This window comes from Roseibium sp. MMSF_3247 (genome assembly GCF_030733765.1).
Lineage (GTDB): Bacteria > Pseudomonadota > Alphaproteobacteria > Rhizobiales > Stappiaceae > Roseibium.
On sequence record NZ_JASHII010000001.1, the window covers coordinates 590,521 to 613,878 of the forward strand.

The 23,358-nt window shown below is 57.1% G+C and carries 21 protein-coding genes; 17 read left to right on the plus strand and 4 right to left on the minus strand.

Features of this window, described 5'->3' with window-relative positions:
- The first annotated feature begins 39 nt into the window (after positions 1 to 39).
- From RBB44_RS02630 to RBB44_RS02660, 7 genes are read left to right on the plus strand one after another with little or no spacing between them, the layout of a single operon-like run.
- On the plus strand, positions 40 to 450 hold the full coding sequence (locus RBB44_RS02630; RefSeq protein WP_306148301.1) for a TIGR04076 family protein: 411 nt from the start codon (positions 40 to 42) through the stop codon (positions 448 to 450).
- On the plus strand, positions 447 to 1,529 hold the full coding sequence (locus RBB44_RS02635; RefSeq protein WP_306148302.1) for an aldo/keto reductase: 1,083 nt from the start codon (positions 447 to 449) through the stop codon (positions 1,527 to 1,529). Before RBB44_RS02630 ends, RBB44_RS02635 begins: the two co-directional genes overlap by 4 nt.
- Positions 1,522 to 2,295 carry an ABC transporter ATP-binding protein gene (locus RBB44_RS02640; protein ID WP_306148303.1) on the plus strand — a complete coding sequence of 258 codons (774 nt, stop codon included), beginning with the start codon at positions 1,522 to 1,524 and terminating at the stop codon, positions 2,293 to 2,295. The genes RBB44_RS02635 and RBB44_RS02640 overlap by 8 nt, the downstream gene beginning before the upstream one ends.
- Positions 2,288 to 3,016: an ABC transporter ATP-binding protein gene (locus RBB44_RS02645; protein ID WP_306148304.1), complete on the plus strand. Its 729-nt coding sequence runs from the start codon at positions 2,288 to 2,290 to the stop codon at positions 3,014 to 3,016. The genes RBB44_RS02640 and RBB44_RS02645 overlap by 8 nt, the downstream gene beginning before the upstream one ends.
- On the plus strand, positions 3,013 to 3,927 hold the full coding sequence (locus tag RBB44_RS02650; protein WP_306148305.1) for a branched-chain amino acid ABC transporter permease: 915 nt from the start codon (positions 3,013 to 3,015) through the stop codon (positions 3,925 to 3,927). The genes RBB44_RS02645 and RBB44_RS02650 overlap by 4 nt, the downstream gene beginning before the upstream one ends.
- Positions 3,924 to 4,904: a branched-chain amino acid ABC transporter permease gene (locus RBB44_RS02655; RefSeq protein ID WP_306148306.1), complete on the plus strand. Its 981-nt coding sequence runs from the start codon at positions 3,924 to 3,926 to the stop codon at positions 4,902 to 4,904. Before RBB44_RS02650 ends, RBB44_RS02655 begins: the two co-directional genes overlap by 4 nt.
- Positions 4,901 to 6,157: an ABC transporter substrate-binding protein gene (locus tag RBB44_RS02660; protein ID WP_306148307.1), complete on the plus strand. Its 1,257-nt coding sequence runs from the start codon at positions 4,901 to 4,903 to the stop codon at positions 6,155 to 6,157. The genes RBB44_RS02655 and RBB44_RS02660 overlap by 4 nt, the downstream gene beginning before the upstream one ends.
- A gap of 68 nt (positions 6,158 to 6,225) precedes the next feature.
- Here the strand turns inward: RBB44_RS02660 and RBB44_RS02665 are convergent, their stop codons facing one another.
- The 3 genes from RBB44_RS02665 to RBB44_RS02675 all read right to left on the minus strand — a co-directional run bounded on the left by RBB44_RS02665 (position 6,226) and on the right by RBB44_RS02675 (position 9,702).
- Complete coding sequence (locus tag RBB44_RS02665; protein ID WP_306148308.1) at positions 6,226 to 7,599, minus strand: aspartate aminotransferase family protein; 1,374 nt, start codon at positions 7,597 to 7,599, stop codon at positions 6,226 to 6,228.
- A 24-nt stretch (positions 7,600 to 7,623) separates the two neighbouring features.
- Positions 7,624 to 9,105, minus strand: coding sequence for an NAD-dependent succinate-semialdehyde dehydrogenase (locus RBB44_RS02670; RefSeq protein ID WP_306148309.1), 1,482 nt, complete (start codon positions 9,103 to 9,105; stop codon positions 7,624 to 7,626).
- Positions 9,106 to 9,189: 84 nt separating this feature from the next.
- Positions 9,190 to 9,702: an Lrp/AsnC family transcriptional regulator gene (locus tag RBB44_RS02675; RefSeq protein ID WP_306148310.1), complete on the minus strand. Its 513-nt coding sequence runs from the start codon at positions 9,700 to 9,702 to the stop codon at positions 9,190 to 9,192.
- A gap of 63 nt (positions 9,703 to 9,765) precedes the next feature.
- On the opposite strand from RBB44_RS02675, the gene RBB44_RS02680 reads away from it, so the two are divergent.
- The 5 genes from RBB44_RS02680 to doeB all read left to right on the plus strand — a co-directional run bounded on the left by RBB44_RS02680 (position 9,766) and on the right by doeB (position 15,504).
- Complete coding sequence (locus RBB44_RS02680) at positions 9,766 to 11,154, plus strand: PLP-dependent aminotransferase family protein (protein ID WP_306148311.1); 1,389 nt, start codon at positions 9,766 to 9,768, stop codon at positions 11,152 to 11,154.
- Between the two features lie 156 nt (positions 11,155 to 11,310).
- A complete protein-coding gene (gene eutB, locus RBB44_RS02685) occupies positions 11,311 to 12,309 on the plus strand; it encodes a hydroxyectoine utilization dehydratase EutB (protein ID WP_371932258.1) in 999 nt (332 codons plus the stop codon).
- Positions 12,310 to 12,312: 3 nt separating this feature from the next.
- The gene (locus tag RBB44_RS02690) at positions 12,313 to 13,305 is read left to right on the plus strand and encodes a cyclodeaminase (protein WP_306148313.1); all 993 of its coding nucleotides are present in this window, start codon (positions 12,313 to 12,315) and stop codon (positions 13,303 to 13,305) included.
- 18 nt (positions 13,306 to 13,323) lie between these two features.
- On the plus strand, positions 13,324 to 14,511 hold the full coding sequence (doeA, locus tag RBB44_RS02695) for an ectoine hydrolase DoeA (protein ID WP_306148314.1): 1,188 nt from the start codon (positions 13,324 to 13,326) through the stop codon (positions 14,509 to 14,511).
- A gap of 3 nt (positions 14,512 to 14,514) precedes the next feature.
- A complete protein-coding gene (gene doeB / locus RBB44_RS02700) occupies positions 14,515 to 15,504 on the plus strand; it encodes a N(2)-acetyl-L-2,4-diaminobutanoate deacetylase DoeB (protein WP_306148315.1) in 990 nt (329 codons plus the stop codon).
- Positions 15,505 to 15,548: 44 nt separating this feature from the next.
- Here doeB and mtnA read toward each other — a convergent pair whose 3' ends face one another.
- The gene (gene mtnA / locus RBB44_RS02705) at positions 15,549 to 16,652 is read right to left on the minus strand and encodes an S-methyl-5-thioribose-1-phosphate isomerase (protein WP_306148316.1); all 1,104 of its coding nucleotides are present in this window, start codon (positions 16,650 to 16,652) and stop codon (positions 15,549 to 15,551) included.
- A gap of 201 nt (positions 16,653 to 16,853) precedes the next feature.
- Here mtnA and RBB44_RS02710 point away from each other — a divergent pair, with 201 nt between their 5' ends.
- The 5 genes from RBB44_RS02710 (at position 16,854) to RBB44_RS02730 (ending at position 23,346) form a co-directional block, all read left to right on the plus strand.
- The gene (locus tag RBB44_RS02710; protein WP_133948643.1) at positions 16,854 to 17,441 is read left to right on the plus strand and encodes an ANTAR domain-containing response regulator; all 588 of its coding nucleotides are present in this window, start codon (positions 16,854 to 16,856) and stop codon (positions 17,439 to 17,441) included.
- A 59-nt stretch (positions 17,442 to 17,500) separates the two neighbouring features.
- Positions 17,501 to 18,610 (plus strand): CmpA/NrtA family ABC transporter substrate-binding protein, encoded by a 1,110-nt coding sequence (locus RBB44_RS02715; RefSeq protein WP_306148317.1) that lies wholly within the window; start codon positions 17,501 to 17,503, stop codon positions 18,608 to 18,610.
- 392 nt (positions 18,611 to 19,002) lie between these two features.
- Positions 19,003 to 20,409 (plus strand): CmpA/NrtA family ABC transporter substrate-binding protein, encoded by a 1,407-nt coding sequence (locus RBB44_RS02720; RefSeq protein WP_133948639.1) that lies wholly within the window; start codon positions 19,003 to 19,005, stop codon positions 20,407 to 20,409.
- 83 nt (positions 20,410 to 20,492) lie between these two features.
- Entirely contained in the window at positions 20,493 to 21,575 is a 1,083-nt protein-coding gene (locus tag RBB44_RS02725) for an ABC transporter permease (protein WP_306148318.1), read from the plus strand.
- A 10-nt stretch (positions 21,576 to 21,585) separates the two neighbouring features.
- Complete coding sequence (locus RBB44_RS02730) at positions 21,586 to 23,346, plus strand: ABC transporter ATP-binding protein (protein WP_306148319.1); 1,761 nt, start codon at positions 21,586 to 21,588, stop codon at positions 23,344 to 23,346.
- The last annotated feature ends 12 nt before the right edge of the window (positions 23,347 to 23,358 follow it).

Consider the following 23,358-nt stretch of genomic DNA (forward strand, 5'->3'; position numbering starts at 1 on the left):
TCACAAGCAAGGTGCCAAAACAAAAATGTGGGGAGCGCGGTGGCGGAAGATTTTGACGTGTCAGACCGTGTGGCAGCGGCAGAGGCTGGCGACGGCTTCTGGCTCTATGACTTGAAAGTCGAGACGGTTCTGGACGGTCGAACACCTGTGTGTCGGCATGTCGAAGGCGAGAGTTTCGCGGTCGAGGGGGAAGCGCTGGTCTTCAACGAGGGACAGCGGGTGTCTATGTACGCGCTCGCTGCCGTGTTGCCGCTCCTTCCTGCAAAACAACGCCCCACAAGTGCAAACGACTGGATGAGCACGGATGCGGAAGTTGCCTGTCCAGATCCGCATTGCGGCGGGCGGTTCCGGATCACACGGACGAAAAAGCGCTGGTTCAGCCATTCCGAGACAACCGGACTACCCGATCAGCGCAGCACACCTTACTGGCAGAAAGACGAGGCGGAATGACAGCTGAAACCGCAGACCTCCGGCTTGGGTATGCCATTTCCCGCGTTATCAAGGGCGGTTGGCAACTTGCCGGCGATCATGGCCCGGTGGAGCCTGCTGCCGCTATTGCGGATATGGAAGCCTTTCTTGACGCAGGGATCACATCCTTCGACTGCGCAGATATTTACACCGGCGTGGAAGAGATGATTGGCAGCTTCATCTCAGATGTTCGTAAGCGGCGTGGGGCAGAGATTGCGGATCGGGTGCAGGTTCACACCAAACTGGTGCCGGATCTGGAGAGGCTTGCCGAACTCACGGCAGACGAGGTCGAAGCGATTGTTGACCGGTCGCTCCAGCGTTTGAAAATCGACCGTTTGCATCTGGTGCAGTTCTACTGGTGGGATACGTCGATCGGTGCGCCGGTCAAGGCGATGGAGACGCTCAAGCGCTGTCAGGAAAAAGGCAAGATCGCCCATCTTGGGGTCACCAACTGGGACGTCAAGGAAACTGCGCCTTATCTGGATGCTGGAACCGATCTGGTTTCGACACAGGTGCAGTACTCTGTGCTAGACCGCCGCGCTGCCAAGGTCCTGGCGCCATGGGGGGCGGCTCATGATGTCCAGCTTTTATGTTATGGCACGTTGGCCGGCGGGTTCTTGACCGAGAACTGGCTTGGTAAACCGGACCCGGGCTTTCAATTCGAAAACCGCTCCCTGATCAAATACCGTTTGATTATCGATGAATTCGGTTCCTGGGACCGGTTTCAAACCCTGCTTCTTTTGCTCAATGACATTGGACGTCGTCACAGTGTGTCCTTGAGTTCGGTTGCGACCCGCTGGGTGTTGCAGCAGTCCCAGGTCGCAGCGGCCATTGTCGGCGCGCGCTATGCACGCCACTTGCCGAAAACCCTGGAAGTCTTCCAATTTGAGCTGGATTCAGAGGATCTCTCTCGCATTGACGCACTGCTTCAAACGGCGCCGGGTCCACAAGGTGACGTGTTTGGGCTGGAACGAGACCGGAACGGGCGTCATGGCCGGATCATGAAATACAATCTCAACACCCGCCCGGACGATGCCGTGTTGGGGGCGGTTAATGGGTGAGCCGATCCTAAAACTGGCGGACGTCTCACGCGCCTTCGGCGATTTTCTTGCTGTGGATGGGGTGTCGCTGGATATCCGGAGCGGGTCGATCACTGGTCTCATTGGCCCAAACGGTGCCGGCAAGTCGACACTTTTCAACGTCGTTGCCGGAGATCTGGCACCAAGTGCCGGCCGAGTGGTGTTTGATGGTCGGGACATTTCGAGCCTTGCGCCGGAACGCCGTTTCGCCGCAGGTCTTGGCCGGACCTTTCAGATCCCACGTCCTTTCAAACGTATGAGTGTTCTGGAAAATGTCATGCTTGCGCCGCTGGATCAAAGCGGTGAGGGGCTGCTCGCTCCGGTTTTTGGCCGTGCCCGGATCCGCCGGGAGGAAGCAGCCATTCGAAAGCGCGCCCTCGAAGTGCTCGACTTCGTGACGCTCCGACCGCTCGCGGACCAGCCGGCCGGCAAGATATCGGGCGGTCAGATGAAGCTGCTGGAATTGGCCCGTGTCCTGATGGGCGATCCGAAACTGATCCTCTTGGACGAACCGGCTGCAGGGGTGAACCCGGCACTCACGGAAGTTCTGATCGGCAAGATCGAAGAGCTCAACCGGTCTGGAAAAACCTTCCTCATCATTGAACACGATATGGATTTCGTGATGCGCCACTGCGATCCGGTCATCGCCCTTGCCGAGGGACGCGTGGTCTTTGAAGGTTCAGCAGAAGAAGCACAGTCTAATCCTGTTCTACTGGACGCATATCTTGGAGCGCCGGTCGATGCCTGATGCTGTGCTCTCCGTCGACAATTTGACTGCCGGCTACGTTCCGGATTTGCCGATCTTGCGGGATGTGTCCTTGACCGCCGAGCGGGAAAAACTGACGGTCATAATCGGCCCCAACGGGGCCGGGAAGTCGACTTTGATCAAGGCAGTTATCGGCCTTTTACCGGTTTCCAGGGGAAGTATCACAGCCAACGGTCAAGATATCACGGGCCTATCTCCTGATCGCATGACAAGCGTGGGCATTGCATATGTTCCGCAAACGGACAATGTGTTCAGGACGCTGACGATTCGCCAGAACCTTGATTTGGCTTTGCAAAGACACGCGCACGCTGCGGAAAAACTCTCAGACCTATACGAGCGGTTCCCGGTTCTCGCAGACAAGCAGCGGGACAAGGCGGGGTCTTTGTCCGGCGGGCAGCGGCAGTTCCTCGCTGTCGCCATGGCATTGGCAGCAGATCCAGTTTTGATCCTGATGGACGAACCATCGGCGGGCCTTTCGCCCAAGGCCGCCGAAGAGGTGCTTGACCATACCAAACAACTCACGAGCTTCGGCGTGACCATTTTGCTTGTTGAGCAGAATGTCAAACGGGCTCTTAAACGGGCCGATCATTGTTATGTGCTCGCCGAGGGCCGAAACCAGATTGACGGGCCCGCAACGGATCTCTTGCAGGATCCGGCGCTCGGCCGGATTTATCTCGGCGGGGAAAGGCGGGTGCCGGCATGATCCAACATCTCGTCGACGGTATCCTGGTCGGATCGTTCCTGTCGCTTGGCGCGATTGGTTTGACGATGGCCATGCACATCCTGCGCTTCGCGAATTTCTCTCACGCCGAGCTTTTGTCGATTGGCGCATACTGCGCTTTGGTTTTTGACAAGGTGTTTGAAAGCCTCTTGCCGATCTTGGCTGCCAAGATTGGGCCGCTGTCCATGACAGGCGCGCTTGCCATTTCGATCGTCTTGTCGATGGCAATAACCGGACTGTCCGCTGTCTTGATCGACCGGTTCATCTTTCAGCGGGTCCGGCAAAAGGGTGAAGAGCTCTCAATGGTGTTTGCATCCTTTGGCATGGCGCTGATCATCCGCAACATCATTGGTCTGGTGTTTGGCCTTTCGGCGGAGCTCTATTCCAAGGACATCGCCTTCGCGATGATCCTCTCACGCGATCCGTTGCTTCTGGTCAAACCGGATCAGGTCTTCGTGCTGATCGCGGCACTGATCCTGATGTTTGCGCTGCACCTTGTGTTGTCGCGGACAACATTTGGCTTTTCCCTGCGCGCGGTCGCAGAAAACCCAAGTCTTGCGCAGGTGCATGGGGTCAACCTCAAACGCATGATCGCAGCCGTCTGGATCATAGGCGGCGGGCTCGGTGCGGTTGCGGGGATCTTCTATGGTCTCAGCTACCAGATCACACCCGTCATGGGCCGGGATCTCGTTTTGCCGATCTTTGCTGCGACCATCGTCGGCGGGATCGGCAGCGTATATGGCGCGGTGCTTGGCGGGTTCATTGTCGGAGTTGCGTCAAACCTCGCGTTGGTGATCCTGCCATCCGGCTACAGCCCGTCGGTGCCATTCCTGATGATCCTGGCTGTCCTTCTTGTGCGTCCCAATGGTTTGTTTGGGGAGGCGCGGGCATGATCGGTGTCATCTCCTACCTGGTGTTCTTTTCGACCGTCGCCGCGATCCTTGCGATTGCCGTTTTGGGATTAAACCTTCAGTGGGGCAACACCGGCCTGTTCAACGGCGGTGTTGTCGCGTCTTTCGGGGCAGGAGCCTACGGAACACTGATCCTCGGTGGCACGCCTCAAGATGGGCATTTGGGTGGTTTCGAGCTTTTTTATCCGCTCGCGCTCCTTGGCGGCATGATTTTCGCCGGTGTGTTGGCCTGGGTGGTCGGCAAACTCACCTTGCGCCTCCGGCATGATTATTTGGCGATTGCAACGTTCGGGGTGGCCGTTGCCTTTGAAAATGTCATGCGCAACGCCACCGCAGTTACAGGTGGTGCTCAAGGGATCAGAGGGTTCGAACGGCCGCTTCAAAGCCTAATCGGGAGTGGCCTCACCTATAATGTGGTGTTCCTCATCGCCGTTCTGATTTGCCTTACCCTCGTCTATGTCTCTCTGGAGCGCCTTACGGTTTCCCCCTTCGGACGTTTGCTCCGGGCTATCCGGGAGGACGAAACCGCAGCCCGGTCTCTCGGCAAATCACCCGATAAGGTGAGGCTTGCAGCCTTCGTCACCGGATCCGTGATTATCGGGCTGGCGGGTTCGCTCTATGGAACATTCTATGCCTTTGTCAGCCCGCAGGATGTTTTGCCGATCCTGACGTTTCAGATCTGGGCGATGCTGATAGTCGGGGGAGCCGGCAACAATAAGGGTGCAATGGCAGGAGCGTTTTTGATTTGGGGTTCCTGGACGTTCTCGGGCTGGGCCCTGTCCCGCTTTGCGCCCGTCGAGGTTCAACTTTACACCGGTTCGATCCAGTTCGTTCTGATCGGCATGGTGATCGTCGGCATGCTGCTTTGGAGACCACAAGGTCTGTTCCCCGAGCGGCTGGTCGTTTCGCAACCCGGAGGAGGAAGCCGGGGAAAGACACAAGCAGAGGGATTAACATGAAAAAAGCATTAGTTTTTGCCGCAGTTGCAGCGGGCATGACGACGCTGAGTACCGGCGTTCAGGCTCAGGGCTGCACCACAAAAATCGGCGCCGCATTGCCGACATCCGTCGACTGGGGACGGCCAATTGCCGAAGTGGCGCAATTTGCCATTGATCAGGTCAATGAAGCAGGTGGCGCTGGTGGCTGTTCCATCGAGATGGTCTTGCGGGACACCCAGGTGGATCCAAAAGTTGGCGTTGATGCAGCGAAGGCGCTCGTTGATCTGGAAGGCGTCAAGGTTCTGCTCGGTGCCGTTTCCTCCGGTGTTTCCATGCCGATCTTGACCTCGGTCACGGTGCCTGCAGGTGTCATGCAGATGTCCTGCTGCTCCTCATCAACGGCATTCACCAAGCTGTCGGAGGAAGGCAAGACCAACGGTCTCTGGTTCCGGACCTTTGCAACCACAGGCGTGCAATCTGCAATGGGCGCGAAGGTGGCTGCAGATAAGGGCTGGAAGTCTGTCGCCATTCTCTACAAAAACGATGACTGGGGCCAGGACATGTCCCGTCTGATCGCAGCAGACTTCGCAGCCGCGGGCGTTGAAGTGACAGCCAACGTTGCGATCAATGATGCCCAACCGTCTTACCGTGCCGAAGTCACCGAAGCTTTGACCAGCCAGCCCGATGCGCTCTACCTCGCCCTGTATCCTACGGAAGGCAAGTCAGCGGTTCGCGAGTGGATTTCGCTTGGTGGAACACAGAACATGATCCTGGCGAACTCTCTGAAATCCGATGAGTTCCGGGACAGCGTCGGCCTGCAATATCTCGGAAACGCGCTCGGCACAGATACGGCTTCACCGCGGGTCGAGAGCGCGGATGCTTTCAAGGCTGCATATGAAGCGAAATTCGGATCACAGCCGAACGGCCCGGGTCTGGCAAACAGCTATGACGCAGCAATGATCGCCTTGCTTGCGATGGAAGCGGCCGGCAAGGATGCTTCCGGTGCCGACATCGCTGCAGCGGTTGCCAAGGTGACGGATCCGAATGGCACGGCGATCACTGCAGATACCGCCGGGTTCAAGGCCGCAAAAACCACGCTCGCGGAGGGCGGCACCGTGATGTACCAGGGCGCGACCGGGAATGTCCGCTTTGATGCCAATGGAGACGTCTCCGCACCGGCAGTCGTTTGGAAGTTCACCGACAGCGGAACGGAAGAAGTTGAATATCTGTCCTTGACCGAAGTGGATGCTTTCATTGCATCCTTGAAGAAATAGAGTCTTCCAAATGTGAAGTTCGAAGCCAGGCTGCCCGGTGCAGCCTGGCTTTTTTGATGCCGGTCTCGTCAAGTTGCCAATACGGTGTTCACTGCTGCTTTGGTTGCGCTCACGACTGTGTCGACCTCAGCCTGGTTTATGCAAAGCGGCGGCGCAAATCCGAGAATGTCGCCTTGCGGCATAGCTCGGGAAATGACGCCATGTTTCAAGAGCTCACCGGCAAGGGTTGGGCCGATCTTTCGCGCCGGGTCAAAGAATGCCCTTGAAGATCTGTCTTCGACAAACTCAATCGCCATAAGAAGGCCTTCGCCGCGAATGTCGCCAACATTTGGGTGGTCTCCGAGCGCATCTTGAAGGGCAGCCTTCATGTAAGTGCCCATGGCTGTCGCATTCTTCACGAGGCCAAGGCTGTCCACCAGTTCCAAGTTTGCGATACCTGCGGCCGCTCCAATCGGATGCGCTGAATAGGTCCAGCCGTGGCCGATCGGTCCGTTTTCATCCGTGCCTTGCTCCAGAACTTTCCAGACCTTGTCGGACACAATGGAACCGGACAACGGCGCGTAAGCAGACGTTAGGCCTTTGGCGATCGTGATGATGTCAGCTTCGATGGTGTAGTGTTCAGAACCGAACATCGATCCAAGCCTGCCGAAGCCGGTGACGACTTCATCGGTAATCAAAAGAATGTCGTGTTTCTTCAAAATGGGCTGGATTGCCTCCCAATAGCCCTGCGGCGGCGGAACAAGTCCGCCAGTCCCGAGCGCGGGTTCGCCGATGAAAGCGGCAATCGTTTCCGGACCTTCCCGCTCAATCATGGCTTCCAGTTCTGAAGCACAATGGGCCACGAACTCCGCTTCGCTCATGGCTATGTCGGGGCGGCGGAAATAATAAGGGGCCTCCGTGTGAAGGACTTGCGCCAGGGGCAGATCAAACTTCTTGTGAAAGAGCTCCAGACCGGTCAGCGACCCTGTCATTAGGCCAGAGCCATGATACCCGCGCCATCGCGATATGATCTTCTTCTTTTCTGGCCGGCCCAAGATATTGTTGTAATACCAGACCAGCTTGATGTTGGTCTCGTTGGCATCGGACCCGCCCAGACCGAAATAGACCTTCGACATGTTGTTGGGCGCACGGTCGAGGATCATTTTGGACAACGTGATCGAGGCTTCCGTGCCGTGACCGACGTAGGAATGGTAGTAGGCCAACTTCTTGGCTTGTTCCGCAATTGCATCTGAGATTTCAGATCGGCCGTATCCAACGTTTACGCAGTAAAGTCCGGCAAACGCATCAAGCAGTTTGGTGCCGTTGCGATCCTCGATATAGACCCCTGAACCGGTTTCGACGATCCGGCTGGGCGCGTCACCGCGCGCGTGTTGGGCGAGGTGCGTTGAGGGGTGAAAGAAGTTTTCACGATCCCATTGATCGAGCGTGTCGTTGCGCAGCATCTTAGTCCTCATTTCTTTGAAGTTTTACGCCCAATCCCGGCAGACGTATTTGATGTCCATGAATTCGGCCATGCCCATGCGCGCACCTTCGCGGCCAAGGCCGGATTGCTTCATCCCTCCAAAGGGAATAGGAGCGCCGGTCACCTTGGTACGGTTGATTGCAACCATCCCGAATTGGAGTTGCCGGCTCGCCCGGTAGATCCGGCGAGGATCGCTGGTGTGGACATAAGCAATCAGCCCGTAGTCGGTCGCATTCGCGCGGGCGATGACGTTGTCTTCATCGTCAAAGGGGCAGATCGCGGCGACTGGACCGAAAGTCTCTTCCTGCATGATCAAGGCATTGGCTGGAACGTTCTTCAACACGGTTGGCTGGAAAAACAGGTTTCCGGCAGGATGGCGCCCGCCGCCACATAGATTTTCGGCACCGTTCTCCAGTGCATCGGCAATATGTGCTTCCTGTTTTTGGATGGCGCCCAAGTTCATCAAAGGGCCGATATCGGGATCCGTGATGCCAGGTCCGACGGAAAGCCGCCGCGTGCGCTCTGTGAAACCCTGGCAGAATGCGTCGTAGATGGGTCGTTCAACGAAGAACCGGTTGGCGCCGAGACAGTCTTGTCCGGATGTTGCGAATTTCGCTTTGATCGCTTCATCAATTGCCCGGTCCAGGTCGCAGTCGGCGAAGACCAGAAAGGGTGCATGTCCCCCAAGTTCCAGAACGAGTTTTTTGACCGTGTCTGCGCTTTGCCGGTAGAGCAGCCGGCCGACTTCCGTTGAGCCTGTAAAGGAGACGACCCGAACGCGGGTGTCCTCCATCCAGGCGGGGACAATTGTCTCAGGTCGCCCCGTGATCACGTTGAAGACGCCGGCCGGAAAGCTTGCCCGTTCAGCAAGTTCGGCCAAGGCGAGTGCAGAGTAAGGTGTTTCGCTCGATGGGTGAACGAGGACCGGGCACCCTGCGGCCAAAGCTGCCGCAGCCTTTCGCGTGATCATTGCGTGCGGGAAGTTCCAGGGCGTGATCAGCGCGGCAACACCAGCCGGTTCCATCCAGAGTTCCACTTCTGCATCCGGCAGATGAGATGTGATCCCTTCAATGTTTGGACGTTTTGCTTCTTCTGCATAAAACTCGACAAAGGATGCACCATAGTCGATCTCTCCGCGTGCTTCCGACAGAGGCTTGCCCTGCTCCAGTGTCATGAGCTGAGCCAGATCTTCCTTGTTCTCGACGATCAGTTCAAACCAGCGGCGCAGAATGCGCGCGCGATCTTGCGGCAAAAGTGCAGCCCAGCCCGGAAACGCTCTCGTTGCGGCGTCGACCGCAGCGGCACTATCTCCTGCGGTTAGCTGGGCGACATCCCCGATACCTGCTCCAGTTGCCGGGTCTAATACCTCAAAAACGGCGTTGTCCGCGCCTGCCACCCAATGCCCATCGACATAGGAAAAGGAGCGCAAGAGGCGCATGTCGGCCAAATTCGCAGAAGCTGGTTCGTGCTGCAGAGCTAGGGTCATCGTTCTGGTCTCCGATTGCGTGAGCAAACGTTAGGCGGAGACCGGCAGATGAAAGTTCTGTATTTGGATGGAGCGCAGGAGGATTTATCTGTTTGACGCCGGATTGCCTTCAGGATCGTCTTGCAAGAGGTTGTGCAAGGGGAGTTGAGCCCGGCTTTTCACCGGTTTGGTGACCACATAGGTGTAATAGCGCGCCAGCCCGATTTTCCCGGCGAGGAGTGTGTCGATGAGCCGTTGGTAGCTGTCGATGTCTCTGGTGATGATGTTAAGGATGTAATCCAGGCCGCCGCCGATCGCCCAGCAAGCAACGATCTCATCATATAGATCAACCATGCGTTCGAACTGTTGAAAGCTCCCAGACCGGTGGTCTTCCAGCTCAACGGTTACAAACACCTCTATATGAGGAGCGACCTGTTTGAGTGAGATCTCGGCGCGGTATCCTGAGATAATCCCGTGTTTTTCAAGGCGCTTCAACCTCTCCCAAAGCGGGGTGGGCGAAAGATTGACGCGCTTTGCAAGCTCGGCTTTGGAAAGCCGCCCCTCCTTGGAAAGGGTGGAGAGGATTTTCAGATCGCGATTGTCAAGTTTTAAGGTCATGCAGTGACCATGAGCATGCAGTCAGTGCTTGTCAATTGTCATGAAAAAGTTAAGCTTTAAATCATGACAATATGGAATGCTCTACCAAAGAAGCTTGATCGTCCTGCCTACCGGTCCCTGGCGGACTGGATCAGTGCGGCAATCAAGCGCGGAGACCTGGCAGGCGGCGAAAAGCTGCCGCCGCACAGGGACCTCTCCTACAAGCTTGCAATCAGCGTTCAAACTGTGAGCCGGGCTTATGATCTTCTGATCCGCCGCGGGCTTGTCAAAGGAGAGGTTGGCCGGGGGACATATGTAAACGCGCGACCGGTGGAAACGTCGCCGCCGTATCTTCCGCATCTCATTGGGGATCAGCTTGTCGATTTCTCAAACTTGAAGCCGGTCACTGGTCAGTTGCACATGGATTGTATGCGCCGGGCTCTGAGTGGTCTTTCGAGCGATGTTGGCGAAAGCGCACTGCTCTCCTTCCGGCCAGCAACGACCTTGCGGCCCTATATGCCGGCAGCCGTCTCCTGGTTGGAGCAGTGCGGACTGACTTGTTCTTCAGATCAGATCATCATGACGAATGGCAGCAGTTCGGCCATGGCGATTGCCCTGATGACGGCTGTTGATGGCAGCGAGCTGGTCGCGACCGACGCGGTCTGTCACTACCCGCTTTCCAGAATGTCGCAGTATATGAACTTCAACTTGGCCGGTCTGCCGGTGGACGAAGAGGGAATTCTTCCGACCGCACTTGATGAGATGTGTCGACAAAAGCCCGTTAAAATATTGTTCCTATTGCCGAATGGCTTGGGGCCGATGGCCTCGACCATGGGTTTGCAGCGGCGTAAGCAGCTGGTCACACTCGCGCGGAAGTACGAACTTTTGATCATTGAAAACGACGCTTGGGGACCTCTGCAGCCGCGCCGGCTACCGCCGATTGCAGCGCTGGCTCCAGAGCGCACATTTTACTTCACCAGCTTCACGAAGTGCCTTTTGCCTGGCTTGCGGCACGGGTATCTGGTCGCGCCAGAGGCGTTTGCATCCGCGGCCTCTAATCGTCACTTGGTGATGGACTGGATTGCAACTCCGTTCATGGCTGAATTGGCCGCGCGGTGGATCGAAGATGGAACGGCTGAAGAGTTGCTGTCCTGGCAGAAAACGGCCCTCAAGCGGCGCAACGCGTTGGCGCATGAGCTTCTAGCGGGTATGCCATTCCACAGCAGCCCAAACGGATTGCATATTTGGCTGCCATTGCCGGACGGATGGGGCGAAGACAGCTTCATTGAAGCCGCGCGTCAAAAAGGGATTGTTGTCGCTCCGGGTTCAGCTTTCGCCTTGCCGGGGGCAGCCGCGGCCCCCGGCGTGCGGATCTGCTTGGGCAATATGGCGGAAGACCAATTCATTTTCGGAATGCAGCAGCTCGCTGCGCTGTGTCACAGCAAACCGGAAGCGGAGGTCTTCGTGCTGTAACGAAGTAAAATGATCAAGCTAATATTGTCATGATTTAATGTTTCGATTGACCTGATATTTATTGCGCTTCACTCTCATTCCCTGAGAAACACGGGAGCGGATAGTGAAAAGCAGCTGGCATGCAGATCGCCCTCCCATTTGGATCAGGTGATCAGCGTGAACCATAGTATCGATCAGTTTGATTTTTTGGCGGCCGCAGAGCGGATCAAGCCGCACGTCCGGCGCACGCCTATGGTGCCCTCCGAGAGCCTGTCTGAAAAAGCCGGCGCGCGGGTTTTCTTGAAGCTGGAGCACCTTCAGACGACGGGAAGCTTCAAACTGCGAGGCGCGACCAACGCAATCTCAAAATTGACTGCGGACCAGCGCAAAAAAGGTGTCGTGTGTGTATCTACCGGAAACCACGGCCGCGGATTGGCTTATGCAGCTAATAAGGCAGGGATTTCCTGTACGATTTGCATGTCGCGCCTGGTTCCGCAAAACAAGGTCGACGCGATTGCGAAACTTGGAGCCGATATCCGAATATCCGGCGCATCTCAGGATGAAGCGCAACTGGAAGCGGACCGCCTGGTTCTCGAGGAGGGCCTTGTACTTCTGCCGCCGTTTGATCATCCAGACATTATCAGCGGGCAAGGAACACTCGGACTGGAAATTCTGGAGGAGGTCCCGGAGGTTCAGACCGTTCTTGTCCCCTTGTCGGGCGGCGGTTTGATCGCGGGTGTTGCCTCTGCACTAAAGGCTGCAAGGCCTTCGGCGAAAGTTGTTGGGCTGTCCATGGAGCGGGGCGCGGCGATGGCGGCCTCACTGACAGCTGGCCGCCCGGTTCAGGTCACCGAAGAGCCCAGCCTCGCAGACTCACTCGGCGGCGGCATCGGGCTCGACAATCAGTTTACACTTGAAACCACTCGAGAACTTGTCGACGACATTGTTCTGCTCACGGAAGCCGAAATTGCAGCTGGAATACGTCATGCCTATTGGCAGGAACGTCAAGTCGTTGAGGGCAGCGGCGCGGTTGGGATTGCTGGGCTTTTAGCCGGAAAAGTAAATCCAAGAGGGCTCGTCGCTGTCCTGCTGACTGGCTGTAATATCGATATGAACCTGCATAATCGCGTTATCTCCGGAGAGGACGTTGATCTCGCGAACAGCGAGGAAGCTTGATCCATGCCGCAAATCACCATCCTGACCGAAACAGAGCTGCGCACGGCGGTTCCACTTAACAACGATGCCGTTGAGCAGATCGAGCGGGCTTTTGCAGCCCTGGCAAGTGGAAAGGTGGTGATGCCGCCAATCCTCTCCATGGAGATTCCCGACTTCAACGGCGAAGTTGATGCGAAGACGGCCTACGTTCCGGGCCTCGATAGCTTTGCTCTGAAAGTATCTCCCGGCTTTTTCGACAATCCAAAGATTGGTCTGCCGAGCAATTCTGGTTTGATGATCTTGTTCTCAGCACGGACCGGGTTCGTCGAAGCCGTGATGCTTGACAATGGCTATCTGACAGAAGTTCGAACAGCTGCTGCCGGTGCCGTTGCCGCTAAACACTTGGCGCCGGAACAGGCATCAAGCGCTTGTATTGTAGGGGCTGGACTGCAGGCCAAACTGCAGCTGCAGGCTCTGCGCCTTGTGCGCCCGATCAAACACGCAGCGATTTGGGCGCGGGACGTATCCAAGGCGCGAGTAGCCGCAGACGAGTTGGCGTCCCGTCTGGAAATCGAAGTCTCGCCGGTTTCGGACCTTGCAGGCGCTGTCAAAGCTGCCGATGTGGTCGTCACCACAACCCCGAGCACCGAACCGCTAATTAAGGCCGAATGGTTGCGTGCCGGACATCACATCACAGCCATGGGGTCCGACCAGCACACAAAGAATGAATTAGAGGCGGCCTGTCTGGCGCAGGCCGATCTTTATGTACCGGACCGGCAATCTCAGACCGAGTTGATGGGAGAGCTGCGGTCAGCTTTGGCTGCAGGCTCTGTCAGTGCCGGGGCTAGCTTCAGTGAACTCGGAGACATCGTTGCGGGGCAGGCGAGGGGGCGTGCGTCCGATGCTGACATCACGATCTGTGACCTTACTGGAACGGGGGTGCAGGACACGGCAATTGCAACATTCGCCCGCGCGCAGGCTCTGTCGCTGCAAGCGGGAACGACAATCGACACATGATGAGCCGGAGATCGTTTGATGATTGAACTCACGCTTCGTTTTTCGAGAGACGAGTACCAGCGCCGTGTCGACAAGACCCGCAAGGCAATGGAAACAGCCGGGTTAGAGCTGCTGATCGTTTCTGACCCGTCCAATATGAACTGGCTGACCGGATACGACGGCTGGTCCTTTTATGTTCATCAGGCGGTGTTGTTGTCCTTGGACGGCGAGCCGGTCTGGTTCGGCCGGGGACAAGACGCCAATGGGGCGCTGCGCACCTGTTTCATGGATCCTGCCAACATCATCGGGTATCCGGATCACTATGTTCAGTCCACGGAGCTGCATCCGATGGACTACTTGTCTGCCAAGATCGAGGAGCGCGGCTGGGCGAACCTGAAAATCGGTGTGGAGATGGACAATTACTACTTCTCTGCAGCCGCGTTTGCCTCGCTGCAAAAGCACCTGCCGAACGCCCGCTTTCAAGATGCCAATGCGCTGGTCAATTGGCAGCGGGCGGTCAAGTCTGCACCGGAACTCGACTACATGCGTATGGCCGGGAAAAAGGTGGAGAAAATCCATGCCCGCATTCTGGAGAAGGCAGAACCGGGTCTCCGGAAATGCGATCTTGTGGCCGACATCTATGATGCGGGACTCCGATACGACGCACTCCTGGATGCAGGTGGAGACTATCCGGCAATTGTCCCGCTTGTGCCCTCGGGAAGTGACGCTGCGGCCCCGCATCTGACATGGGATGACCAGCCGATGAAGGCCGGTGAGGGAACCTTCTTTGAGGTAGCGGGCGTTCACAACCGGTACCATTGTCCGCTTTCGCGCACGCTTTACCTCGGAAAGCCGCCGCAAAAGTTCCTTGATGCGGAAAAGGCCGTGTTGGAGGGACTGGAAGCTGGGCTTGAAGTCGCAAAGGCAGGAAACCGGTGCGAAGACATCGCACATACGTTTTTCCGGGTCCTGAAAAAACATGGCATCACCAAGGACAATCGCACCGGGTATCCGATCGGGTTGTCCTATCCCCCGGATTGGGGCGAACGGACCATGTCATTGCGCAGCGGCGATACGTCCGTTCTGGAAGAAAACATGACCTTCCATTTCATGACCGGCCTCTGGATGGAAGACTGGGGATTTGAGATCACGGAAAGCATCGTCATTGGCGAGAGCGAACCGGAATGCCTCGCCGATGTGCCCCGGCGCTTGTTTGTGAAGGATTGATCGATGACCGGAAATCCGATCAGCCCGACCATTCCGTTTGATCAAGATGGCATTCATCACGGCTTCTTGCGTCTTCCCTACAGCCGGGACGACTCGGCCTGGGGATCTGTGATGATCCCGATTACGGTTGTGCGGAATGGTGATGGTCCGACCGCTCTTTTAACCGGTGGCAATCATGGCGATGAGTACGAGGGGCCGATTGCCCTTCAGCAGCTGGCAGCAACCCTAAAACCGAAGGACATTCGGGGGAGGGTCATCATAGTTCCGGCTCTCAACCATCCGGCCCTCCTTGCTGGGTCGCGCACGTCGCCAATCGACAAGGGCAATCTCAACCGCTCCTTCCCAGGAAGGCGGGACGGAACCGTCACCCAGAAGATTGCCCATTTCGTCGATACAGTTTTGATCCCGATGGCGGATATCGTGCTGGATTTTCATTCCGGCGGCAAGACGCTGGATTTTGTGCCCTTTGCAGCGGCTCACGTTCTACACAACAAAGACCAGCAGGCCGCGTGCGTCGCAGCGATGCAGGCCTTCAATGCACCTTACTCCGCGACCATGTTGGAAATCGATAGTGTCGGTATGCTCGACACGGCAGTCGAGCAAAAGGGCAAGGTGTTTGTCACGACCGAGCTTGGCGGCGGCGGCACAGCCACGGCGCGATCGATCGGCATGGCCAAGAAGGGCGCGCGCAATCTTCTAAAACATGCCGGCATCCTCTCAGGCGAGTTGGAGTTGAACCCGAGTGTCACGCTCGACATGCCGGATGGTGATTGTTTCGTGTTCTGCGAGCACAGCGGCATGATCGAGCCGGTCATTGATCTGGGAGACGAGATCGCGGAAGGTGAGGTCATTGCACGGGTCTGGCAGACGGAGCGCTCTGGTGCCGCTCCGATCGAATACCGGGCCAAACGATCTGGCATCCTAATGGCCCGTCATTTTCCAGGGTTGGTCAAGATGGGAGACTGCCTAGCGGTCGTTGCAAAGGTGGTCTAGGGCCGATCGTGGGGACGCACTTCCATTGAACAGCCCCACGCTCTCTATTCCGCCGCTTGCGCCATCTCTGGAAACAAGCCGGCCAAACCCTCTGGTGATGCTTCGCAAATCCCGCGCTCGGTAATCAGTCCGGTTACAAGCCGGTTGGGCGTCACATCAAATGCTGGGTTTCCGCCGGACGTGCCATCCGGTGTGACTTGCACAATGCCAATCGCGCCTTCGTCCGATTTTCCCTGGATATGGGTTGTCTCGCGCTCAGAACGTTCTTCAATCGGAATTTCGGACACGCCGTCGCTCACGCTCCAGTCGATCGTTGGAGAGGGTAGGGCCACATAGAACGGCACATCGTTGTCGCGAGCAGCCAGTGCCTTTAGATAAGTCCCGATTTTGTTGCACACATCCCCGCGTCGGGTTGTCCGATCTGTGCCAACGATTACCATGTCGACGAGCCCATGTTGCATCAAATGACCACCGGCATTGTCGGTGATGTAGGTGTGCGGAACGCCGTGGCTTCCGAGCTCCCACGATGTGAGTGCCCCCTGGTTCCGCGGTCGTGTCTCGTCGACCCAGACATGCAGCGGAATACCTGCGTCATGGGCCTGATACATGGGGCTTGTCGCAGTTCCCCAGTCGACGGTTGCAATCCAGCCAGCGTTGCAGTGCGTGAGCAGTCGGACGGGCTCGCCATCCGGTTTGTTGGCGGCAATGTCGCGGATCAGCTTCAACCCGTTTTCACCGATACGGCGATTGATCTCGACATCTTCGTCGGAGATGTCATGGGCAAGCTGGAGGGCGGCTGCCGCACGCGCTTCTACTGGAAGCGGTTTGAGCGCGGTTCGGCATCTGTTTAGCGCCCACCGCAGATTGATGGCAGTGGGGCGCGTCTTTTCCAGGAATGTCCAGGCGGCGTCCAGATTGGCATCAGATGGATCATTGGCCATGGCCAATGCCACGCCATAAGCAGCGGTTGCGCCGATGAGCGGCGCGCCTCGGACACGCATTTCAACGATCGCGTCCGCAAACTCCTGCATTGTCCGCACTGGTTGGGTTTTGAACTCATGCGGCAACCAACGTTGGTCGATGATCTGAAGGCAGTTCAACTCCGCATCCCACCACAACGAGCGGTACTGTGTTCCATTGACCTTCATCCGACTTCCCTCTTATCCGGTTTTGGCCCCTGTGTGTCCTTTAAAGACAGTATGGGCTCGCCGCTGCAAGATCCGCAAATTGCTATTGCCACCGCCTTTAGCCCGGCAGCGATCACGTCGCAAGAAGGTGCGATTGTGTTTTGATGCCGCGCTGCAGCATTTCTGCATTGCATAAAAAATGACCTTGCGCATAATGCGGGCATGAGGGGCGGGCTATCCATACTTGTCATCGATGACAACAAGATCCGCGCATCCATCATTGAAGAGGGATTGCGCGATGCAGGGCATGAGAAAGTCATTCTCGTGCATCAGATGGAGGGGCTCGTCCGGCAAATCGCGGACATCAACCCGGACGTCATCGTCATTGATCTGGAAAACCCCAACCGCGACCGACTGGAACACATGTTCCAGGTGTCGCGGGCTGTGCAGCGTCCGATTGCGATGTTTGTCGACAAGGCCGATAGCCAATCGATTGAGGCGGCAGTTGATGCCGGTGTTTCTGCCTACATTGTTGATGGATTGAAGCGGGAACGCGTCAAGCCGATCCTGGATATGGCCATCAGCCGTTTCCGCGCATTTTCAAAACTTACCCAGGATTTGGAAGACGCCCGCAACGAATTGGCGGACCGGAAGACCATCGACCGCGCCAAGGGCATTCTCATGAAGTCCAAAAATCTCACGGAACAGGAGGCCTATGACCTCCTGCGCAAGACGGCGATGAACCAAAGCCGAAAGATTATTGAAGTCGCGCAAAGTCTGGTTATTGCCAGCGGGCTGCTGGGAGACTGACGGATGCAGAAAAAAACGAAACGCCAGGGAGGGGCGGCTATTGGGGAGAGCGGGGGATTATGGGCACCAAACTGACACCGGTGATTGCAGGGTTCATTCCGCTGCTCGACAGCGCTGTGTTGGTGGCGGCAAAGGAAAAGGGCTTTGCCGAACGAGAAGGCATTGCGCTCCAACTGATCCGTGAAACGTCCTGGGCGAACATTCGTGACCGCCTGGCGGTCGGCCATTTTGACGTTGCCCACATGCTCGCGCCGATGCCAATCGCGGCAAGCCTCAACCTGACCAGTCTGGCGGTCCCCATGCTGGCTCCCATGGTACTTGGTCTCGGCGGCAACGCCATCACTGTCGCGGCTTCCATCTGGCGGCAAATGGCAGATCTTGGCGCTGACCCGGACGGCGATCCCGCCTCCACTGGTGTGGCGTTTGCAAAGGTTCTCTCTGCCCGCAAAGAGAGAGGCGAGAGTCGGCTGAGGTTCGGCGTTGTTCATCCTTTTTCAGGTCACGCCTACGAGCTCCGGTATTGGCTCGCAGCAGCCGGACTTGATCCGGATCTTGATGTCGAAATCTCCGTTGTGCCACCGCAGTTAATGGCCGATGCCCTCGCTGCAGGTCAATTGGACGGTTATTGCGTAGGTGAACCTTGGAACACCGCGGCGGTTCAAGCTGGCACTGGAAGGATTGCGACTTACAAACAGGCGATTTGGCCTGACAGCCCGGAAAAAGTCCTTGGTGTCACTCGGAAATGGGCAAACGCCCAGCCGGACACCTTGTCTGCGTTGATGCGCGCAATCTCTGCCGCGGCCGACTGGAGTGCGCAGTCTGATAATCTGACCGAACTTGCACAGCTTCTCTCAGGCCCGAAGTATATAGATTGTTCTCCTGACCTCTGCGTGCCAGCCCTTGGCGGAGATATGAAGCTGGGTCAAAATACTCACAAGAGCATACCGGACTTTCTGACGTTTTCCGGCGGACTACGCGCAGCGCCGTCCCCCGCACAAGGTGTCTGGTTCTTCAGCCAGATGGTACGCTGGGGGCAAGCGGTGGCCGATCCGGAAGCGGAAAGACAGGCCGCGGAAATCTTTTCGCCTGACCTTTATGAGGATGCGCTCGGGATTGGGCCGATTGGGAAGCCGCAAACCATCCGCTTGTTCGATATGTCTGAAGTGTGAAACTCCGATTTGTTCATCGGCAAATCGGCATGATCAAGAGCGGTCCTGCCATTCATTTTGCCCTGTTGCGCTGCACAAAAAAACATCACCTGCCTTCATTTTCAGCCAATACATGTTGCGCTGCCAAACGATCACCTCTGTTCCTTAGGCCCATGCGCCTTTGATAAATATGAGAAAATTTCGAAATGTCGTGTTTGGCACGGTTCCTGCTAACCAATAATACGAGGCCGACGTTGGCCTAACGATATTGCGCCCATTGGTGGGCGTTCAGGCAAAGCCGCCGATTTGACTTGCAGGTTCCTCCTCCCAAGGCCCGCAGGATCAGTCGGCGGCTTTTTGTTTGACCTTCCAATGCTGCATTGCAGCGCAAAAAGAACTGCGAGGGACAGAACGTGACACTCAGAGATACACTCAAATTCACCCGACGGGCCGCGCTCGGCACTCTGTTGGCCGCAACTGCATTGGTTCCGGCGACCGGCGCTATGGCTGAAATGCTCGATGTCGAAAAAGACGAGCTGACCTTCGGTTTCATCAAACTGACCGATATGGCACCGCTCGCTGTTGCTTACGAGCTTGGCTACTTTGAAGACGAAGGGCTCTTCGTCACTCTGGAGCCGCAAGCCAACTGGAAAGTACTGCTCGATCGCGTCATCACCGGCGAACTGGACGGGGCGCACATGCTGGCCGGACAGCCGTTGGCAGCCACAATCGGTTTCGGCACCAAGGCGCACATCGTCACGCCGTTCTCAATGGATCTCAACGGCAACGGCATCACCGTCTCCAACGAAATCTGGGAAATGATGAAGCCGAACATCCCGACAATGGATGATGGGCGTCCACAACATCCGATCAGCGCATCTGCTCTGAAGCCTGTCGTTGACAAGTTCATCGACGAAGGCAAGCCGTTCAACATGGGCATGGTCTTCCCGGTTTCCACGCACAATTACGAGCTGCGCTATTGGTTAGCAGCAGGCGATATCCACCCGGGCTTCTACTCTGAAAGCGATATCTCCGGTCAGATCATGGGTGAGGCCTTGCTTTCCGTGACACCGCCACCGCAGATGCCGGCAACTCTGGAAGCTGGAACCATCTATGGCTATTGCGTGGGTGAGCCTTGGAACCAGCAGGCTGTGTTTAAGGGCATTGGTGTACCGGTCATCACCGATTACCAGATCTGGAAGAACAATCCGGAAAAGGTCTTTGGCCTGACCAAGGAGTTCACGGAAGAAAACCCGAACACCACGCTCGCCATCACGAAGGCACTCATTCGTGCAGCCAAATGGCTCGATGAGAACGACAACGCCAACCGTATGGAAGCCGTCGAGATCCTGGCCCGCTCCGAATATGTTGGCGCGGATGCTGAGGTCATCGCCAACTCCATGACAGGTACCTTTGAATTCGAAAAAGGTGACAAGCGGGAGATCCCGGACTTCAACGTCTTCTACCGCTACTACGCGACCTATCCGTACTACTCCGATGCCGTCTGGTACCTGACCCAGATGCGTCGGTGGGGCCAGATCACAGAGCACAAGCCGGACAGCTGGTATGACGAAGTCGCCAAGTCCGTCTACCTGCCGGACACCTATCTGAAAGCAGCCCGCATGCTGGTCGAGGAAGGTCATGTGGCCGAGGAAGACTTCCCGTGGGACAGCGACGGTTACCGTGCTCCGACCCCGGCAGCTGACATCATTGACGGTATCGCCTACGACGGAAAACAGCCGAACGCCTACATCGACAGTCTGCCGATCGGCCTGAAAGGCAAGCAGGTTGTCGACGGGAACGAAGTGGTCGGCGGTTAATCCCCGACTGTGGGAGCGGCGGTTAGCAGCCCCGCCGCTCCACCTCCCCAACACCAGAATTCAGACGTTAAGGGACGCCACCAATGGCCAATGCCGATACAGCTAGCTCCCCGGACCTTGCCCGGGCCGCCCGCAAGGAAAAACTTTTTACTTCGATCAATAAGGCCGGTGGCTGGCTGGATGCGCTGGGCTTTTCCTGGCTGGTCCCGCTCCTGAAAATCGCCGCTGGTGACAGCCCTAAAGAACAGATGGGCGAGCTGAAGCGAGTGCTCGTGATCCCGCTGATCGGTATCCTGGCGTTTCTTGCCATGTGGGCAGCGCTCGCACCGCAAGTCCAGACATCCCTTGGCGCTGTGCCAGGGCCAGCGCAAGTTTGGACCCAAACGGTCAACCTTTGGGAAGACCATGTGCGCGAACGTGAAAAGGCGGACGCCTTTTATGAACGGCAGGACGCCCGCAACGCTAAGTTTGCCGCAGAAGGCAAAACCGATCGCATCAAGCACCGGACCTATACAGGCAAACCGACCTATATCGACCAGATCGGCACCTCCCTGAAAACCGTCGGTCTCGGGTTTCTGATCGCGACCATCATTGCCGTGCCCCTCGGCATTGCCTCGGGCCTGTCGCGCACCTTTAACGGCGCAATCAATCCACTCATTCAGATCTTTAAGCCGGTCTCGCCGCTTGCTTGGCTGCCGATCGTTACGATGATCGTCTCCGCGACTTACGCGAATCCGTATGACTGGTTGTCCAAATCCCTTCTGATCTCGGCGGTGACAGTCACGCTGTGCTCCATGTGGCCGACGCTGATCAACACTGCGCTCGGCGTTGCCTCCGTCGATAAGGACCTGATGAATGTCGGCCGCGTTCTGCAACTCCCGACTTGGAAGACCATCACCAAGCTGGTTCTGCCGTCCTCTCTACCGTTGATCTTCACCGGTCTGCGTTTGTCGCTGGGTGTGGGCTGGATGGTTCTGATCGCAGCTGAAATGCTTGCCCAGAATCCGGGTCTTGGCAAATTCGTCTGGGACGAGTTCCAGAACGGATCCTCCCAGTCGCTTGCAAAAATCATGGTCGCTGTTCTGACCATTGGTCTCATCGGCTTCATGCTCGACCGGCTGATGTTTGCCCTGCAACGCGCCTTCACATTCTCGGCCAACCGGTAAGGAGACCCTGATGTCCTTTTTGGAAATCTCCGGCGTCTCGAAGTCTTACGGTGAAGGCGCCAGCCGCACCGATGTTCTGGACGACATCAATCTCAAGGTCGACGACGGCGAGTTCATTGCCATCGTCGGGTTCTCGGGAACCGGTAAAACGACCCTCATCTCGCTGCTTGCAGGCCTGATCGAACCGGACACCGGCGGGATCATCTTCAAGGGGAAGGAGATTGATGGACCGAGCTCGGACCGGGGTGTTGTCTTTCAGTCCTACTCCCTGATGCCGTGGCTGTCGGTCACGGGAAACGTCGCGCTTGCTGTCGACAGTGTCTTCAAGAAGAAGAGCGCCAGGGAGCGTAAGGAAATCTGCGACAAATACATCGAGATGGTCGGTCTGGCCCACGCCAAGGACCGCAAGCCGGCGGAGCTTTCCGGCGGCATGCGGCAGCGTGTGGCGGTCGCCCGGGCTCTTGCCATGCAGCCCGAACTCCTGCTGCTCGATGAGCCGCTGTCCGCGCTCGACGCCTTGACCCGCGCCAAGCTGCAAGATGAATTTGCGGCGATCTGCGAGCAAGAAAAGAAGACCATCGTTCTCATCACCAATGACGTGGATGAAGCGATCCTCCTGGCAGACCGGATTGTTCCATTGAAACCCGGAACGTCCGCCACGCTTGGGCCGGAATTCAAGGTTCCGTTCAAACGTCCGCGTGACCGGGGCGAACTCAACCATAATGACGACTTCATCAAGCTTCGAGCAGACATTACCGAATATCTTATGGCGGTTGGGGCCGAACGCGGTGCGGATCTGGAACGTGACATCGTCCTGCCGAAAATCGTTCCGATCACCCAGCGGTTGAAGTCGGACGACAAGCTGCCGGCCGGCTATGAAAAAGCGGCGGAGACACTGAAAGACGAGCGCTTCCTGGAGTTCTCACAGCTCAAGAAGGTCTATCCGACACCGAAAGGCCCACTGACTGTTGTCGATGGGTTCGATCTGAAGATGAACAAGGGCGAGTTCATCACGCTGATCGGCCACTCCGGCTGCGGCAAGTCGACGGTTCTGTCCATGGTCGCAGGCCTCAATCCGATTACCGAGGGCGCCATCATCCTTGACGGCACGCATGTCACGCAGGCCGGTCCCGACCGTGCAGTTGTGTTTCAGGCGCCGAGCCTGATGCCCTGGCTGACGGCTTATGAGAATGTCGCCCTTGGCGTCGACAAGGTCTATCCGGATGCGTCGAAGCAGGAAAAGCGCGACGTCATCGAATACTACCTGTCCAAGGTCGGTCTCGCCGATGCTATGCAAAAGCCGGCAGTTGATCTGTCCAACGGCATGAAGCAGCGCGTCGGGATTGCCCGCGCCTTTGCACTGTCGCCAAAACTGCTCCTTCTCGACGAACCATTCGGCATGCTCGACAGCCTGACACGCTGGGAATTGCAGGACGTCCTGATGGACGTCTGGAAGCGCACCCAGGTGACGGCGATCTGCGTCACCCATGATGTCGATGAAGCGATCCTGCTCGCCGACCGGGTGGTGATGATGTCGAACGGCCCGAATGCGCGGATCGGCAACATCATGGAGGTGGATCTGCCGCGCCCGCGCTCGCGCAAGGAACTGCTGGCCCACCCGGATTACTACGCCTACCGCGAAGAACTTCTCGACTTCCTTGAAGCCTATGAGGGCGGCGCGGATCCGAGTGAAGACCAACTCAAATCCATCCAGGAAAAACGTGCTGCGCGCATGGCCCGTCAAAAGGCCGCGATAGAAGCAGCGGAATGAAAGGGGGATGGC

What these genes read in the sequence shown, in the direction of transcription:
- RBB44_RS02635 (WP_306148302.1), top strand. Translation starts at nt 447, where the DNA reads ATGACAGCTGAAACCGCAGACCTCCGGCTTGGGTATGCCATTTCCCGC.
- RBB44_RS02640 (WP_306148303.1), top strand. Translation starts at nt 1,522, where the DNA reads ATGGGTGAGCCGATCCTAAAACTGGCGGACGTCTCACGCGCCTTCGGC.
- RBB44_RS02645 (WP_306148304.1), top strand. Translation starts at nt 2,288, where the DNA reads ATGCCTGATGCTGTGCTCTCCGTCGACAATTTGACTGCCGGCTACGTT.
- RBB44_RS02650 (WP_306148305.1), top strand. Translation starts at nt 3,013, where the DNA reads ATGATCCAACATCTCGTCGACGGTATCCTGGTCGGATCGTTCCTGTCG.
- RBB44_RS02655 (WP_306148306.1), top strand. Translation starts at nt 3,924, where the DNA reads ATGATCGGTGTCATCTCCTACCTGGTGTTCTTTTCGACCGTCGCCGCG.
- RBB44_RS02660 (WP_306148307.1), top strand. Translation starts at nt 4,901, where the DNA reads ATGAAAAAAGCATTAGTTTTTGCCGCAGTTGCAGCGGGCATGACGACG.
- RBB44_RS02665 (WP_306148308.1), bottom strand. Translation starts at nt 7,599, where the DNA reads ATGCTGCGCAACGACACGCTCGATCAATGGGATCGTGAAAACTTCTTT.
- RBB44_RS02670 (WP_306148309.1), bottom strand. Translation starts at nt 9,105, where the DNA reads ATGACCCTAGCTCTGCAGCACGAACCAGCTTCTGCGAATTTGGCCGAC.
- RBB44_RS02675 (WP_306148310.1), bottom strand. Translation starts at nt 9,702, where the DNA reads ATGACCTTAAAACTTGACAATCGCGATCTGAAAATCCTCTCCACCCTT.
- RBB44_RS02680 (WP_306148311.1), top strand. Translation starts at nt 9,766, where the DNA reads ATGACAATATGGAATGCTCTACCAAAGAAGCTTGATCGTCCTGCCTAC.
- RBB44_RS02690 (WP_306148313.1), top strand. Translation starts at nt 12,313, where the DNA reads ATGCCGCAAATCACCATCCTGACCGAAACAGAGCTGCGCACGGCGGTT.
- doeA (WP_306148314.1), top strand. Translation starts at nt 13,324, where the DNA reads ATGATTGAACTCACGCTTCGTTTTTCGAGAGACGAGTACCAGCGCCGT.
- doeB (WP_306148315.1), top strand. Translation starts at nt 14,515, where the DNA reads ATGACCGGAAATCCGATCAGCCCGACCATTCCGTTTGATCAAGATGGC.
- mtnA (WP_306148316.1), bottom strand. Translation starts at nt 16,652, where the DNA reads ATGAAGGTCAATGGAACACAGTACCGCTCGTTGTGGTGGGATGCGGAG.
- RBB44_RS02710 (WP_133948643.1), top strand. Translation starts at nt 16,854, where the DNA reads ATGAGGGGCGGGCTATCCATACTTGTCATCGATGACAACAAGATCCGC.
- RBB44_RS02715 (WP_306148317.1), top strand. Translation starts at nt 17,501, where the DNA reads ATGGGCACCAAACTGACACCGGTGATTGCAGGGTTCATTCCGCTGCTC.
- RBB44_RS02725 (WP_306148318.1), top strand. Translation starts at nt 20,493, where the DNA reads ATGGCCAATGCCGATACAGCTAGCTCCCCGGACCTTGCCCGGGCCGCC.
- RBB44_RS02730 (WP_306148319.1), top strand. Translation starts at nt 21,586, where the DNA reads ATGTCCTTTTTGGAAATCTCCGGCGTCTCGAAGTCTTACGGTGAAGGC.